Genomic DNA, 14,766 nt, shown 5'->3' with positions numbered 1-14,766 from the left:
CATGGCTACACTCGAGATCGACCGCGGCGCCGCGGCGGCCAAGCCCTCGACATCGCGTAGCGTAGATATGAAGCTCGAAATCGTCGTGATACCCGTGTCCGATGTCGACCGCGCCAAGGCGTTCTATGCGCGCCTCGGCTGGCGGTTGGACGCCGATTTCGCCGCGGGTGACGGTTGGCGCGTGATCCAGTTCACGCCGCCGGGCTCGGCCTGCTCGGTGATCTTCGGCAGTAACGTCACGGCCGCAGCGCCCGGCTCGGCGCGCGGCCTGTATTTGATCGTCTCCGATATCGAGGCCGCAAGGAAAGACCTGCTCGACCGCGGCATCGAGGTGAGCGAACCCTTCCACGGCGCCGGCGATGTTCACGCCGGACCCGACGAGCCATATCTGTTCGGCAGCGTTCGCCTGAGCGGTGCTGATCCCAAGCGCGGCAGCTATAGCTCATTCGCTTCGTTCAGCGATCCCGACGGAAATGGCTGGCTCTTCCAGGAAATCACCACACGATTGCCCGGACGCATCGCGGCCGACGGTACGAATTTCGCTTCGACGGCGGATCTCGCCGCGGCCCTGCGCCGCGCGGCGGTAGCGCATGGCGAACACGAGAAGCGGACCGGCGGTCACGACGAGAATTGGGCCGACTGGTACGCCGACTACATCGTGCGCGAGCAGGCCGGTCAACCTCTGCCGTCCTGAAGTTGCGGCATTCTCCGATTACGGCGCGCGATGATTTGGTCCTCGCGCGCCGTTTTGCGTCGTATCGCGCGCGTCGCGAGAGCATCGGCCGTTTGCCGCAACCGCGCAGGCTCGCAACGGCTAACGCGGTCTAACAAGCCATAACGAGCAAATCGAAAGCGCCTGCGCCAATCTCCTTGCACGACGAACCGACATCTCGATTTCGAATTCGGTGAACACCACCGACCAGAGCAAGGGAGATCCAACATGACCACGCAAGCTCGCACCGACATTCTCAACCCCGACCGCCGTCAGTTGCTGAGCCAGGCCGCGATGACGGCGGTTGCCGCCAGCGTCGCGAGCCTGCTGCCGCTGCGTCCGGCAAAGGCGGCTGCGAGCGGCGCGATCCGCCCGTTCCATGTCAACGTGCCCGAGGAGGATCTGCTCGATCTCCGTCGGCGCCTCGCGGCGACGCGCTGGCCGGATCGCGAGATCGTCGCCGACCAGTCGCAGGGCGTGCAGCTCACGACGGTGCAGCAACTCGTGCGCTATTGGCAGAACGACTATGACTGGCGCAAGATCGAGGCGCGGCTGAATAGCTTGCCGCAATTCGTCACCGAGATCGACGGCGTCGACATCCACTTCATCCACGTGCGCTCCCGTCACGAGAACGCACTCCCGATGATCGTCACGCATGGCTGGCCCGGCTCGGTCATCGAGCAGATGAAGATCGTCGGCCCGCTCACCGATCCGGCCGCGCACGGCGCCAAAGCCGCCGATGCGTTCGACCTGGTGATCCCGTCGCTTCCGGGCCACGGCTTCTCCGGCAAGCCGACATCGCTCGGCTGGGATCCCCAGCGCATCGCGCGCGCCTGGATCGTGCTGATGAAGCGGCTCGGCTACAATCGCTACGTCGCGCAAGGCGGAGATTGGGGCAATGCTGTCACGGAACAGATGGCGGTGATCGCGCCGCCGGAATTGCTCGGCATTCACACCAATATGCCCGCAACCGTCCCCGATGACATCGCCAAGGCACTTCAGCCCGGCGGGACGCGCCCATCGAACCTCTCGGCCGACGAGCGCATTGCTTACGACCAGCTCGACGACTTCTACAAGCACGGTCTCGGTTATGCGATCGAGATGTCGAACCGGCCGCAGACGCTTTATGGCCTCGTGGACTCGCCGGCAGGTCTCGCGTCCTGGATGCTCGATCACGACGCGCGCAGCGCCGCGATGATCGCGCGGGTGTTCGACGGTAAGACCGAAGGCTTGTCGCGCGACGATGTGATCGACAACATCGCGCTCTATTGGCTCACCAACACCGCGGTCTCGTCAGCGCGGCTGTACTGGGAGAACAAGCTGGTGTTCTTCGAGCCCAAGAACATCAAGATCCCGGTCGCCGTCAGCGTCTTCCCCGACGAGATCTACGCCGCGCCGCGCAGCTGGACCGAAAAGGCCTATCCCAGGCTGATGCACTACAACCGCCTCGACAAGGGCGGCCATTTCGCGGCCTGGGAACAGCCCGGGCTGTTCTCCGCGGAAATGCGCACCGCGTTTCGCCCGCTGCGCCAGTCGATCTGAAACCAATACACATCAGGAGCCAAATCATGAATCGCCCCGAACGCACCTTTACCACCGAAGACATTCACCTGGAGCGTCGCCTGCCGTCTTACTGGCGTGTCACCTTCGACATGCCCCCGGTCAACATCTTCGGCCCGAAGCATCTTCCGCAGCTCAACGACATCGTCAATCAGATCGAGACCGATCCGGACGTGAAGGTTGTGGTATTCGACAGCGCCGTCGAAGGCTTCTTCATCACTCATTACGATTTCCTCGCGCCGCTGGAGGACTCGCTGAAAGTCCCGCCCGGACCGACCGGACTCCAGGCGCTCCCCGACATGCTGGTGCGGCTCAGCCGCGCGCCTGTTGTTTCCATCGCTTCGATCCGGGGCCGTGCGACCGGCGTCGGCAGCGAGCTTGCGCTTGCGAGCGACATGCGTTTCGCAAGCCGTGAGAAGGCGATCCTGTCGCAATGGGAAGTCGGCGCGGGCCTCGTGCCCGGCGGCGGGCCGATGGCGCGGTTGCCGCGCCTGATGGGTCGCGGCCGCGCACTCGAAGTGCTGCTCGGCGCCGACGACGTCCACGGCGATCTTGCTGAGCGTTACGGCTATGTGAACCGCTCGTTGCCGGATGCGGAGCTCGACGGCTTCGTCGAGGCGCTCGCGATGCGCATCGCCTCGTTCGACAAACAGGCCATCGCCGAGACCAAGCGCCTCGTCGATGTCGCGAGCCTGCCTCCGGATGACGAGATCAAGCCGGAGTGGGACGCGTTTCTGGCCGCGCTCGGCCGTCCCGCCGCCCAGACCCGGATCAAGGCGCTGATGGCGCGCGGCTTCCACCGCTCAGGCGATGTCGAGAACCGGCTCGGCTTCCACGTTGGACAGGTTGGCATCTAACGGAACTGCTGCGGCGTCCGGCCGGTTGGAATGGTGACAGGTGGTCGTGCCAATGTCGCTTTCCTTCGGTACCGAGCGCCGGTGCTGAAACAAACAAGGAGAACCAGGATGATCCGCAAGGCAACAGCAGTCTGGAAGGGCACCGGCCGCGATGGCACTGGCCGTATTTCGAGCGAATCCGGCGTGCTCGCTGACACGCCCTATTCGTTCAAGACCCGCTTCGAGAACGAGAAGGGCACCAATCCCGAGGAGTTGATCGCGGCGGCCCATGCCGGCTGCTTTACCATGGCGCTGGCCTTCGGCCTTCAGATGGCAGGTTTCACGCCGGACGAACTCTCGACGGAGGCCGCTGTGACCCTCGAGCCGGAAGGCAAGGGCTTCAAGATCAGCAAGTCGGCGCTCACCCTGCGCGCCAAGGTGCCGAATCTCGACGACGCTGGTTTCGCCAAGATCGCCGGCGAGGCCGAGAAGAACTGTCCGGTGTCGAAGGTGCTCAACGCCGCGATCACGCTCGACGCCAAATTGACCTGATCAAACGCAGGGAGCGGTACCATGCCTCGCCAACATCAGCCGGATGAAGACAGGTTCCGGGCGATTTTGCCCGACGACATCGCATGGCAGCCGTTCCCTGCTTTCCCGCCGGGCGCGCGGCTCGCCGTGATGGTCGGTCATCCCAGTGAGCCCGGACCTTACGTGGTCCGGGTGAAGTTGCCCGGCGGCACCAGGTTGATGCCGCACAAGCATCCGGAGGACCGAATTTACACGGTCATGTCCGGCGTGTTCTATATCGGGCTCGGCGAGAGTTTTGATGGCGACAAGGTCAAGGCCTATCCGCCGGGCAGCGTGATCGTGCTGCCCGGGGAGACCTGGCATTTTCACTGGGCGAAATCAGGCGAATACGTCACACAGGTTTCCGCGATCGGGCCTCTTGGCCTAGACTATCGCGACGATCATGATGACCCGCGCCTCAATGCAGCTGCGCCGCAGGGCGGCGGGCATCTCGACTGATCACATGGAGCACATCACATGACGACGGAACGCGCAGTGTTGGCCGGAGGCTGTTTCTGGGGCATGGAGGATCTGATCCGCAAGCAGCCAGGCGTGATCTCCACCCGCGTCGGTTACACCGGCGGCGCGGTGAAGAACGCAACCTACCGCAACCATGAGGGCCACGCCGAGGCCATCGAGATCGTCTTCAATCCCGATAAGACGAGCTTCCGGACCATGCTGGAGTTCTTCTTCCAGATCCACGATCCGACCACGCTCAATCGGCAGGGCAATGACCGGGGCACCAGCTATCGCTCCGCGATTTTCTATACCAACGACGAGCAGAAGAGGGTCGCCGAAGACACCATCGCCGACGTCGAGGCCTCCGGCCTGTGGCCCGGCAAGGTGGTGACCGAGGTGGCGCCTTCAACTGAGTTCTGGGAGGCCGAGCCGGAGCATCAGGATTATCTCGAACGCTATCCGGACGGCTACACCTGCCACTTCATCCGGCCCGACTGGAAGCTGCCGCGGCGCGCGACGGCTGTGGGAGGCTAGACCCGCGCTGCGCGGTGGCGGGGAGAGCGATGATCGACCCTCTGCGAGATCATCGATCTCACCGTCATCCGCAGATCACTTTCACCGCTTTGCGGGCAATTGCGCTGAGGTCGGCACGGGAAGCGCCGGCGCGGGCGCGGATCGCGATGGTATGCATCGTGGCCGAGGCGAGGATCGCGAGTGTCGCGGGATCGGCATCGGGCTTCAGCTCGCCCTTGTCTTGTGCGCGGCGGAAGCGCGCCTCGAAATCGGCGTCAATCGCCCGAAGCCCCGTTGCAACGCTTTTCCGGATTGCCGCATCTTCCGCGACTTCGGTCACCGCGGTCCCGACCACAAAGCAGCCGCGCGCATGTCCCTTGCCGGAGAAATAGATGGACAGTGCGGCCTCATAGGCCAGCATCAGCGCCTGGTCCAGGGGATGGTCGCCCGCGAGAGCCTCTCGCGTGGCGGCAAGGCTCATTTCCCAATAGCGCGCGAGCGCTTCGAGATAGAGCGCGTGCTTGTTGCCGAACACCGCGTAGAGGCTCGGTGGGCTCATGCCGGTCGCGGCGGCGACCTTGTCCAGGGATGTGCCGGAATAGCCGGCCCGCCAGAACGTCTCCGTGGCCCGTTTGAGGGCCGTCTCTGCGTCGTAGGCGGGCGGCCGTCCGCGGCGCGCCGAACCCGTCTCGCTGTTCTTCCGAGCCATGTCGCCACAATCCTGATTGCCATGTTTCGCACATATATTTGTATGGGTCGTTATAAAAATCAATAGCCGGCACCTTGATCGCCGCATCGGAGTGCAATATTTGTAACGAACGTTAGTAAATGAGATAAGGACGAGGACGATGGGTTTGAACCTTGCGCCAATCGCCGGCTGGTTGGGCGATCGCAGCTTTCGCGGGAGCGAGGCTGCTGCGCCGCTGTTCGGAGCCGATTTTGCGAGGCGGCTGCGCCGGCCCCTGATGCTCGCGGTGCCGGCCGCTGCTGCCTTGGTCGGCGCCTTCATGTATCTGGCGCAGGAACAATATGTCTCGACCGACGACGCGTTCGTGCGTGCCGCGAAAGTGACCATCAACGCGCGGGTGTCCGGCCAGGCGATCGAGATCGCCGTGCGCGACAACGAGCGCGTGCGGCAGGGCCAGGTGCTGTTTCGAATCGACCCGGAGCCGTACCAGATCGCGGTCGATCAGGCCGAGGCGCGGCTCGGGAGCGCGCGGCTCCAGATCGAGTCCCTCAAGGCGACCCATCGCCAGCAGCAGGCGGAACTGCAATCGGCGAAGGACTCGGCCTCGTTCGACGAGCGCGAGTTTGACCGCAAGAAGATGCTGGTCGCCTCCGACTTCACGCCGCGCGCAGTCTATGAGCGGGCCGAGACGGATATGAAGGTCGCCCGCCATCGCGCGGCGTCGATCGAGCAGCAGATCGCCAACACGGTCATTGCCCTCAACGGCGATCCCGATCTCGACGTCGATCGCCATCCGACGGTCCGTGCGGCGAGGGCGCAGCTCGACCGTGCACGGCTCGATCTCTCCTATGCCACGGTGAGGGCGCCCGACGACGGTATCGTGACCAAGGTCGACGATTTGCAGATCGGCGGCTTCGTCAATGCGGGGACGGCGACGTTCTCGTTGATGTCGAGCCGGGACGTCTGGATCGAGGCGAATTTTCGCGAGACCGGCCTGACCCATATGCAGCCGGGCCAGCAGGCGACGATCGACGTCGACGCCTATCCGGATCGCAAGTTCAAGGCGCATATCGTCAGCATGAGTCCCGGCACCGGGGCGGACTTTTCGCTGCTGCCGCCGGAGAATGCGACCGGAAACTGGGTCAAGGTCGTGCAGCGGCTGCCGGTGCGCCTCGAGCTCGACGATCGCGATCCGACCCGGCCGCTATTCTCCGGCATCAGTGTGACGGCGCGCGTCGACACCGGCCATCGCCGCGGCTGGCTGCATTTGCTCCAACCCGCGCTCGCGACGGAGGGAAAATGAGTACGCCCCTCCCATCGACCGCTGCGGCCCGCGGTCACCACGCGATCTCCGTGGCGGCGCTGCTGGCGACCTATATGCAAGCTATAAACATCTCCGTGCCGAACGCCGCACTGCCGCACATCCAGGCGACGCTCTCGATGGCCAATGACGAGGTCGGCTGGGTGTTCTCATCCTATATCGCGGCAAGCGCCGTGACGATGTCGGTCACGCAATGGCTCGCGGGACGCTATGGCCGGAAGGTTGTCTATCAGGCGGCCCTCGCCATCTTCGCGCTCGGTCTCGTGTTCGACACGCTGGCGACGACATCGATCCAGTTTGTGCTGGCCAGGATTCTCCAGGGCGCGGCGAGCGGACCGCTCGCGCCGCTCTCGCTGGCGATCCTGCTCGAGGTGACGCCGCCGGCGCGGCATGCGCGCATGAGCCTGGCGTGGACCGTGTGTTCCCTGCTCGGCATCAGCACTGGCCCCGCTATCGGCGGCTGGCTCAGCGAATATTACGGCTGGCCGTCGATCTTCCATGTCAGCCTGCCGATGACGGCATTCATCTTCCTGGCGATGGCCGCACTGTTGAGCGAGAAGCGGGCGGAACGAAGCAAGTCCTTCGACTTCTTCGGCCTGACGGCCTTCTCGGTCGGCATGATCGGACTGCAGATGCTGCTTGATCGCGGCGAGCGTCTCGAATGGTTCGCTTCGACGGAGATCTGGGTCGAAGCGATCGCCTCGGTCCTGGGCTTCTATCTGTTCATCGTCCACGTTCTGACGAAGAAGGAGCACTTTCTTCGCACGGCGCTGTTCAGGGATCGCAATCTCGTCCTCTCGACCGTCATCTCCTTCGCGCTCGGCTTCGTCCTGCTGCCGACGTTGGCGTTGACGTCGCCGATGCTGGAGGAGTTGCTCAACTATCCGGTCGACACCACCGGCTACATGACCATTCCGCGCGGCTTGGCGCTGGTGGGAGCGTTGGTGCTGACGAGCCTGGTCCCGTCGCAGGTCGACTATCGGCCGTTCCTGATGGGTGGAATGGCGCTGGTGGTCTATGCCAATTGGCTGATGCTCGGCTATTCACCGGCGATGGATTGGCGGCCGGTGGTGGAGGCTGGCCTGCTCCAGGGGGCTGGTCTCGGCATGTTGTTGCCGGCGCTTGCCAGGGTTGCGTTCGGCACGCTCGATCCGAAGCTCCGCCCGGAAGGCAGTGCGCTGATCAACCTGTCGCGTCTCTATGGCAGCACCATCGGCATCGCGGTGGTCCAACTGTTCTTTTATGCCAACACTCAGGCCGTGCACCTCGCTCTCGTCAAGAACCTCACGCCGTACCGCGTGGCCGCGCACGTCGCAGGCCCGATCGGGAAGCCGGGCCTTGCCGCCCTCAACGGGATGGTCACGCGCCAGGCGGCCACCGTCGCGGTCATCGACCAGTTCGAGATATTGATGTTCGCCATGCTCGTCGTGATCCCGCTCGTGTTTTTTCTCCGCAAGCCGCGGCCTGCCGGTTGACGTGTTGAATTCTTGAAATGCCGTCGCCCCATCAATTTCGACCCCTTCGTCCCGCATTTGTGCGGGAGCCGAGGACAAACAAAGGAGTATGAGCATGTCTACGTCCGATGCGCTTCGTGATACGAGGATCTCCACTCATGCGTCCGGGACGATCCCCGCCGTGGGGTTTGGGACACTTATTCCGGATCCACTCGTGACCAAGCAGGCAACCAAGGCTGCATTGGAGGCGGGATTTCGACATCTCGATTGCGCGGAGCGTTACCGCAACGAAGCGGCGGTCGGTGATGCTCTGCAAGAGGCGTTCAAGGCGGGGACGCTTCGGCGCCAGGACCTTTTCGCGACGACGAAGCTGTGGAACACCAATCATCGGCCGGAGCGGGTCAAGCCTGCCTTCGACGCCAGTCGCCGGCGGCTGCAACTCGACGATATCGACTGCTACATCATCCATACGCCCTTTGCATTTCGACCCGGCGACGAGCAGGACCCCAGGGACGAGCGCGGTCAGGTGATCTATGATTCAGGAGTTACGTTGGTGGAGACATGGCAGGCGATGGAGCGCCTCGTCGACGAGGGGCACTGCAAGTCGATCGGCCTGTCGGACATCACCTTGGAGAAGCTGCGGGAGATCGTTGCGGTTGCGCGGATCAGGCCTGCCATGGTGCAGGTCGAATCGCATCCGTATCTTCCCGAATGGGACCTGCTCGATTTCTGTCGAGAGCATGGAATTGTCTTGCAGGCGTTTGCAGCGTTGGGACACGCCATGGAGCCGAACCTCCTGGCCGACCCGGTGATCACCGCCATCGCGCAGCGCCTGCACAAGACACCAGCTCAAATTGCCCTGGCCTGGGCGGTCCAGCGCGGCACGGCCTTCCTGACGACATCGACCAATCCTCGACGCATCCAGGAGAATTTCGACATCTCGGCCCTGCCCGAGGAGGCCATGCGGGAGATGCGGGAGAAGATCACGACGAGCGTCCGGTTCAATACGGTGGTGAAGACCGGCGTACCCGGATTTATTCCCCGGGTCGGCTGATTTGTGCTGACATGATTATGCTGACGTACGGTCAGGCCGCAACTGCGCGATCAGATTGCGCGCGATGCGCATGTCGGCGATGTCTGCGCCTTCGGTGAACGACCCGCACGCGTGATCGAGAATGGCCAGAGCGTCCGCGCTCCGGCCCACACCGATGATAGACCGCGCGAGACTGGTCGCGCAGCGCAGCTCCCAGAAGCGGGCGCCTTGCTGGGCGGCGATGTCCATGGCCTCGCGAAAGCGCGCTTCGGCATCGCCTGCATGCCGCGTGCTCCGGAGCATCAGCTCGCCCTTGATGCGGATCAATTCCGGCAGATACCACAGCTCCTGCCGGTCGTTGCAGCGGGTCAGGACGTCCTCGATCACGTCGAGGCCGCGGTCGACCTGATCAGCCTCGCCGGAACATGCGGCGAGCTCGCCGAGCAGCGGGAGAAAACGCGGCAGGAAGCGCGCATCGCCGGCGCGATTGAGCTCTTCGCGGAGAAGCGGCAGGCCGGAGGCGACGTCGCCGCGCTTGACCATGACTGCCGCGTTGAATGCCCGCGCCCATAGGCCCCACAGCCGGATGGCGTGGCGCTCGGTGTGTTCCAGCAGCTCGGTGCCGTGGCGATCGGCGGCGTCGAAATCGCCAGACCAGAATGCGATTGGGCAGGCGGCCTGTCCCAGCACGCTGCAGAAGGTCAACGCGTGGCCGTTGGCTCGGCCTTCCTCGATGTTTCTGGCCGCGAGCGCCTGGGCTTGGTCGGCGAGACCCTGTAGCCACAGGATGCGGGCCCGGAAATATTGCGTGGATATTCTCAGGTCGAGCGGGAAGATTTTTGGCTTCTCCGCCAGCACATGCAGCGAAGCGTTCACCCGGTCGATCCGCAGCCGCGCATCGTTCTGGTCGCCGAGATAATGCAGCGCGACGGCCATCAGCCGGTCGGCCAGCATGGGATCGGTCCTGTCGGGCGAGTTCGCCGCCGCGTTCGCAAAACGATCGGCCAGCGCGCGTGCCTTGCCGAACTGTCCATTGTTGAACTGGTCGATGCACAGGCCCCACAGCGCGCGCAGGCGGAAATCCTTGTCGTCGAGCCTGTCGGCGAGTTCGAGCGTGGTCTCGAGGATCGGGCGCGCCTCGCGCGCGCGGCCCTCGCCATACATCAGCGACCAGCCGAGCGCCGACAGCAACTGCATGCGGATGCGGTCGTCGCCGGTGTCTCCGAGCGCCGCGAGGGCCGTTCGGGCGCGCTCGCGGCATTCGGCGAACAGCGAAAGACGCACCCACAGCGTGACCGCGGCCGCCGTCAGCGCAATTCCCAGCGTGGTGTCCCCGTCCGGCGCGAAGGCCCAGTCCAGCGCCGTGCGCACATTGTCCAGCTCCGCGCCGTAGATGCCGAGCCATTCCGGCAGTGGTGTCGATGTGTCGGCCTCGGCGCGCGCGAAGAAATCACGGAAATGTTCGGCATGGCGTCGCGCGACCTGCCTGGTTTCACCGAGCTCGTTGAGTTTGCCATGCGCGTAGGTGCGCGTGGTGTCGAGCAGCCGATAGCGCAGCGTCCGCGAGCCCGACGGCGAGATCAGCGATTTGGTGACCAGGCTGTCGATCGCCTCGAGGGTTTCCGAAACGCTCAGGCCGTCGCCTGCGGCAACCGTGGCAGCGGCCTCCGGCGCGAACGGGCCGGCAAAGACGGACAACCGCCGCAAGGTGGCACTCTCGGCCGGAGGCAGGAGATCGTAGCTCCAGTCGAGGGCTGCGGCGAGCGTCTGGTGCCGCGGCACGGCGGTGCGCCGTCCGCGCCATTGCAGCGAAAAGCGGCTGTCGAGCAGGGAGGCCGTGCCTGCGATTCCGTAGGCATTGACGCGGCCCGCCGCGAGCTCGATCGCGAGCGCGATGCCGTCGAGCCGCCGGCAGATGCTCGCGACCAGCGGGGCCTCCTCCGCGCTGAGCTGGAACGGACCCGAGCTCTGCGCGATACGCTCGACGAAGAGCTGGGCCGCGGGGTAGGTGAGCACGTCCGTGACGCTCAAATCCTCGCGCTCCGGCGGACAATCCAGCGGGAAGAGCCGGAAGATGCGCTCGCCTTCGCTCCGGAACGATTCGCGGCTGGTCGCGAGAACGCGAAGCAGCGGCGCTTCGCTAACGAAGCGCTCGACCAGCGGGGCCAACGCATCCAGCACATGCTCGCAACTGTCGAAGATCAGCAAAGTGGGGCCGGCCTTCAGGAACGTCAGCAGCGCCGGCGTCGGATCCTCCGCGCTGATGGTCAGTCCCAGCGCCGAGGCGATGGTCGTTGCGATATGGCTGGAATCCCGGAGCGGACCGAAATCGACAAAGAAGGCGCGCCCGCCGAAATCCGCCGAGCGGCGATGCCCGACGGTAACGGCGACCGCGGTTTTGCCGATGCCGCCCGGGCCGACCACGGTCATGAAGCGATGGAGCGACAGTCCGTTCGAGATCTTTTCGATGACCTCGTCGCGTCCGACCATCTTCGCGAGCTGAATGGGGAGGGAGCGAAGCGGCGCGATATCGACGGTAACAGGCGCGGGCTGCGCGACCGACGAGGCCACGTGGGCCAGCGAGGCGACGAAGCAATAGCCGCGGCCGGGGACGTTGACGACATAACGGGCCGACTTGCCGGTATCGCCGAGTGCCTTGCGCAGCGCCGCGACGTGGAAGCGGAGACTGCCCTCGTCGACATTGACGTCGGCCCAGATGCGCTTGACCAGCTCTCGCTTGTCGACGACTTCCCCAGGACGCTCGGCCAGGAAGATGAGAATATCGAGCGCACGGCCGCCGACATGAAGCGGCGCTCCGTCCTTCTCCAAGAGCCGGGACTTTGGAAACAGTCGAAATGGCCCAAATGAAACGGCCAAGTCTTCGTTATTTTGAGCTGGCACGCGCCGTTGCCCCCTCGACGGGAGTCAAAAAGTATTACTTTCTGGTCTATCAGAACGAGGCGTACAGTAAACTGGCCGAAAGGAGTGGGCAGGTCTGGCAGCCCTGCGTAGACAGCTTGGGTCGATTGGTTCGTTGAAATAACGTTGGAAAAGGAACGGCTTAGGTGCCTGTCGTAGCGGTGGTGCCTGGGCTCTTACCCGGACGGAGCATTGACGGCGGTCGCGAATTGCTGCGATCGGACGATCCGGGAGCCGGTCCCACCTCGACAATGACTAGTGACTTCCGGAATTGTGACATGCCTTCCTTCTCGCGGCGACGATTTGTCCATGCCCTATCGGGCGCAGCGGCGCTGGCGGCCGTGCCGCGCAGCGGACAAGCCGCAGACTATCCGTCCCGTCCCATTCGCCTGGTGCTTCCGTACGGAGCCGGCGGAGCAGGCGACCAGATCGGGCGTCCCTGGGTGGACAAGATGTCGTCGCTGCTCGGACCGACCTTCGTCGAATATATCGGCGGTGCGGGCGGCGCGATCGGAGCTGCCACGGTCGCGCGCGAGGAGCCTGACGGCTACTCGCTGCTGCTCGGCAACGGCAGCACGCAGGTCATCATTCCCCTGACCTCGAAAAATCCCGGTTATTCCGTTGGCGATTTTCGCGCCATCTACCGCCTGATCAGCACGGCCCTGGTTTTCGCGGTCCATCCGTCGGTGCCTGCCAAGGATTTGCGCGAACTGATCGCCTACGCGAAGACCAATCCGGGAAAGCTGTCTTACGGGACGCCCGGCATCGGCACCGGAAATCATCTGGTCGGCGAATCCTTCAAGCAGCAGGCCGGCGCGCTGGACATGGTTCACGTGCCGTATCGGGGCATTTCGCAGGCGACCAATGATCTCGCTGGTGGCCAGATTTCGCTCGTCATCGGCGTGATGTCCGACCAGTTGAAGCAACTGGGCGAGGCCGGGAAGGTCAGGCTGCTGGCGGTCACCAGCGAAAAGCGGCTGAGCGGCGCGCCGGAGATTCCGACCGCGGTCGAATCCGGCTTGCCCGATCTCCGCTACGAGGGGTGGTTCGGCATCTTCGCGCCCAAACAGACCGACGATGCGATCATCGACCGGATCGCGCAGGCGACGCGCCTCGCGATGGCCGATCCGGACCTGCAGGCAAGCTATCGTGCCCAGGGTATCGAGCCGGACAGCGATTCGAGTCCCGATAAATTCCAGCGCATTATCGACGCAACGACGGCAAGCCTGGCGCCCGTGATCAAATCGATCGGGCTGAGCAATCTGTGAGGCTGATCAGGCGGCCTTGTGCGTGACGATGCGCGCCGACAGCGTGACGAGGCCCATCAGCGCGGCCAGCATCCAGAACGCCATCGGCAATCCGCCAAGACGTGCGGCGAAGCCGACCCCTGCGGGACCGATCAGGACGCCGGCATAGCCCGCGGTGGTGATCGCCGCGACGGCAAGCCCCGTAGGCATCACGGTTTGCCTGGCTGCGCGGCGGAACAGCACCGGCACGAGGTTCGACGCACCGAGGCCGATGAGCAGGAAGCCGGTGATGGCGACCGCCGCAACCGGAGCCGTCAGCAGGACCACAAAACCCGCGATCGCAATGATGCTTCCCCAGACCAGGGTCGTGCGATCCCCGATGCGCGCAACGACGGCGTCGCCGCCGAGCCGACCGATCGTCATCGCGATCGAGAACACGATATAGCCGATCCCGCCCTGCGTCTCGGAGACGAGGCCCGCGCCGATGACGAGCAGCGCGCCCCAATCGAGCATGGCGCCTTCGACAAGGAAGGTGATCGCGCCGAGCAGCGCCAGCAGCAGCACGGAGCCGTGCGGAAGCACGAACAGCGGTCCGTCCTGCACCTGCACCGAGGAAAGCAGGCGCGGTGCGGTCAGCAGCATCGCGATCAGCATCAGCGCGGAGCAGATCAGCGTGCAGGCGAGCGCGCCGAGTTGCAGCGCGAGCAGCGCGGTCATCAAGGCCGATCCGGCGAAGCCGCCTATGCTGAAGAGCGCGTGGAAGCCCGACATCAGCGGGCGCCCTGCATCGCGCTCCACCTCCACTGCATGGATGTTCATGGCGACGTCGATGGAGCCGAGCGCGGCGCCGAAGGCGAACAGCGCGACAGCCAGCGTTGCCGGTGTGCTCGCGACCGCCAGAAGTGGCAAGACCACCGCCAGGCCGAGCCCGCCCGCGATGATGATCGGCCTGCTGCCGTAGCGCGCGCTCATCACACCGGTCAGAAGCATTGCGACGACCGAGCCGATGCCGAGGCTGAGCAGCAGCAGTCCGAGCACGCCGTCGTCGACGCCGAGCCGTGTCTTCGCGAACGGCACCAGCGGCGCCCAGCACGCGATGCCGAAGCCCGCAACGAGAAAGGCAAGCCGCGTCGCAAGGCGCGTCGCCGGCCGATTGGCAGAAGGCATGGGAACTCCGGAAGCGTGGGCGGGGGTGGACGAAAAGCCCGACGATTGCCGCGACTTTATGTCCGGGGAACGGCGGAGCCGTCAGCTGTACGAATGAAGGGCTGAGTTGTTCCCTTGTTGCCTGGATGGAGCGCAGTGTGATCCGGGAGCGCTCGCTCGGCGTCGGCACCTTCCCGGAATACGCTTCCGCTCCATCCGGATTACGGGATTTTGCTGTGTCGCGGCTCTGTCAATCCCTCCTCGCAAAAATATTCCACTTTACCGAAATTCGGAAATGGCGTATGTGT

13 protein-coding genes are annotated in these 14,766 nt (G+C 64.5%); 10 read left to right on the top strand and 3 right to left on the bottom strand.

Annotated features, from left to right (window positions below; all coding sequences use genetic code 11):
* Position 1 precedes the first annotated feature (1 nt).
* The 6 genes from IVB29_RS16755 to msrA all read left to right on the top strand — a co-directional run bounded on the left by IVB29_RS16755 (position 2) and on the right by msrA (position 4,671).
* Complete coding sequence (locus IVB29_RS16755; protein ID WP_247504482.1) at positions 2 to 694, top strand: VOC family protein; 693 nt, start codon at positions 2 to 4, stop codon at positions 692 to 694.
* 246 nt (positions 695 to 940) lie between these two features.
* Positions 941 to 2,254, top strand: coding sequence for an epoxide hydrolase family protein (locus tag IVB29_RS16750; RefSeq protein ID WP_247504481.1), 1,314 nt, complete (start codon positions 941 to 943; stop codon positions 2,252 to 2,254).
* A gap of 26 nt (positions 2,255 to 2,280) precedes the next feature.
* Positions 2,281 to 3,129, top strand: a complete 849-nt coding sequence (locus tag IVB29_RS16745) for an enoyl-CoA hydratase/isomerase family protein (protein ID WP_247504480.1) — start codon at positions 2,281 to 2,283, stop codon at positions 3,127 to 3,129.
* A gap of 108 nt (positions 3,130 to 3,237) precedes the next feature.
* Positions 3,238 to 3,660: an OsmC family protein gene (locus tag IVB29_RS16740; RefSeq protein WP_247504479.1), complete on the top strand. Its 423-nt coding sequence runs from the start codon at positions 3,238 to 3,240 to the stop codon at positions 3,658 to 3,660.
* A gap of 21 nt (positions 3,661 to 3,681) precedes the next feature.
* The gene (locus tag IVB29_RS16735; RefSeq protein WP_247504478.1) at positions 3,682 to 4,137 is read left to right on the top strand and encodes a cupin domain-containing protein; all 456 of its coding nucleotides are present in this window, start codon (positions 3,682 to 3,684) and stop codon (positions 4,135 to 4,137) included.
* 18 nt (positions 4,138 to 4,155) lie between these two features.
* Positions 4,156 to 4,671, top strand: coding sequence for a peptide-methionine (S)-S-oxide reductase MsrA (msrA, locus tag IVB29_RS16730; RefSeq protein WP_247504477.1), 516 nt, complete (start codon positions 4,156 to 4,158; stop codon positions 4,669 to 4,671).
* 64 nt (positions 4,672 to 4,735) lie between these two features.
* On the opposite strand, the gene IVB29_RS16725 is transcribed toward msrA, so the two are convergent.
* Entirely contained in the window at positions 4,736 to 5,359 is a 624-nt protein-coding gene (locus tag IVB29_RS16725) for a TetR/AcrR family transcriptional regulator (protein ID WP_247504476.1), read from the bottom strand.
* Between the two features lie 139 nt (positions 5,360 to 5,498).
* On the opposite strand from IVB29_RS16725, the gene IVB29_RS16720 reads away from it, so the two are divergent.
* The 3 genes from IVB29_RS16720 to IVB29_RS16710 all read left to right on the top strand — a co-directional run bounded on the left by IVB29_RS16720 (position 5,499) and on the right by IVB29_RS16710 (position 9,167).
* Entirely contained in the window at positions 5,499 to 6,641 is a 1,143-nt protein-coding gene (locus tag IVB29_RS16720; protein WP_247504475.1) for an HlyD family secretion protein, read from the top strand.
* Positions 6,638 to 8,134, top strand: coding sequence for an MDR family MFS transporter (locus tag IVB29_RS16715; protein ID WP_247504474.1), 1,497 nt, complete (start codon positions 6,638 to 6,640; stop codon positions 8,132 to 8,134). Before IVB29_RS16720 ends, IVB29_RS16715 begins: the two co-directional genes overlap by 4 nt.
* A 94-nt stretch (positions 8,135 to 8,228) precedes the next feature.
* Positions 8,229 to 9,167, top strand: coding sequence for an aldo/keto reductase (locus IVB29_RS16710; protein ID WP_247504473.1), 939 nt, complete (start codon positions 8,229 to 8,231; stop codon positions 9,165 to 9,167).
* 15 nt (positions 9,168 to 9,182) lie between these two features.
* On the opposite strand, the gene IVB29_RS16705 is transcribed toward IVB29_RS16710, so the two are convergent.
* On the bottom strand, positions 9,183 to 11,975 hold the full coding sequence (locus IVB29_RS16705) for a winged helix-turn-helix domain-containing protein (RefSeq protein ID WP_247504472.1): 2,793 nt from the start codon (positions 11,973 to 11,975) through the stop codon (positions 9,183 to 9,185).
* A gap of 368 nt (positions 11,976 to 12,343) precedes the next feature.
* On the opposite strand from IVB29_RS16705, the gene IVB29_RS16700 reads away from it, so the two are divergent.
* Positions 12,344 to 13,333 (top strand): tripartite tricarboxylate transporter substrate binding protein, encoded by a 990-nt coding sequence (locus IVB29_RS16700; protein WP_247504471.1) that lies wholly within the window; start codon positions 12,344 to 12,346, stop codon positions 13,331 to 13,333.
* Positions 13,334 to 13,339: 6 nt separating this feature from the next.
* On the opposite strand, the gene IVB29_RS16695 is transcribed toward IVB29_RS16700, so the two are convergent.
* Entirely contained in the window at positions 13,340 to 14,479 is a 1,140-nt protein-coding gene (locus IVB29_RS16695; protein ID WP_247504470.1) for an MFS transporter, read from the bottom strand.
* Positions 14,480 to 14,766 lie beyond the last annotated feature (287 nt).

The sequence above is a fragment of the Bradyrhizobium sp. 1 genome (genome assembly GCF_023073315.1).
GTDB lineage: Bacteria > Pseudomonadota > Alphaproteobacteria > Rhizobiales > Xanthobacteraceae > Bradyrhizobium.
Note: the sequence above shows the minus strand (reverse complement) of the source record. Positions and strands in the feature narration are given on the sequence as shown.

Bases quoted from the DNA above. Each gene is read 5' to 3' on its own strand.
- IVB29_RS16755 (WP_247504482.1), top strand. From the start codon at position 2: ATGGCTACACTCGAGATCGACCGCGGCGCCGCGGCGGCCAAGCCCTCG.
- IVB29_RS16750 (WP_247504481.1), top strand. From the start codon at position 941: ATGACCACGCAAGCTCGCACCGACATTCTCAACCCCGACCGCCGTCAG.
- IVB29_RS16745 (WP_247504480.1), top strand. From the start codon at position 2,281: ATGAATCGCCCCGAACGCACCTTTACCACCGAAGACATTCACCTGGAG.
- IVB29_RS16740 (WP_247504479.1), top strand. From the start codon at position 3,238: ATGATCCGCAAGGCAACAGCAGTCTGGAAGGGCACCGGCCGCGATGGC.
- IVB29_RS16735 (WP_247504478.1), top strand. From the start codon at position 3,682: ATGCCTCGCCAACATCAGCCGGATGAAGACAGGTTCCGGGCGATTTTG.
- msrA (WP_247504477.1), top strand. From the start codon at position 4,156: ATGACGACGGAACGCGCAGTGTTGGCCGGAGGCTGTTTCTGGGGCATG.
- IVB29_RS16725 (WP_247504476.1), bottom strand. From the start codon at position 5,359: ATGGCTCGGAAGAACAGCGAGACGGGTTCGGCGCGCCGCGGACGGCCG.
- IVB29_RS16720 (WP_247504475.1), top strand. From the start codon at position 5,499: ATGGGTTTGAACCTTGCGCCAATCGCCGGCTGGTTGGGCGATCGCAGC.
- IVB29_RS16715 (WP_247504474.1), top strand. From the start codon at position 6,638: ATGAGTACGCCCCTCCCATCGACCGCTGCGGCCCGCGGTCACCACGCG.
- IVB29_RS16710 (WP_247504473.1), top strand. From the start codon at position 8,229: ATGTCTACGTCCGATGCGCTTCGTGATACGAGGATCTCCACTCATGCG.
- IVB29_RS16700 (WP_247504471.1), top strand. From the start codon at position 12,344: ATGCCTTCCTTCTCGCGGCGACGATTTGTCCATGCCCTATCGGGCGCA.
- IVB29_RS16695 (WP_247504470.1), bottom strand. From the start codon at position 14,479: ATGCCTTCTGCCAATCGGCCGGCGACGCGCCTTGCGACGCGGCTTGCC.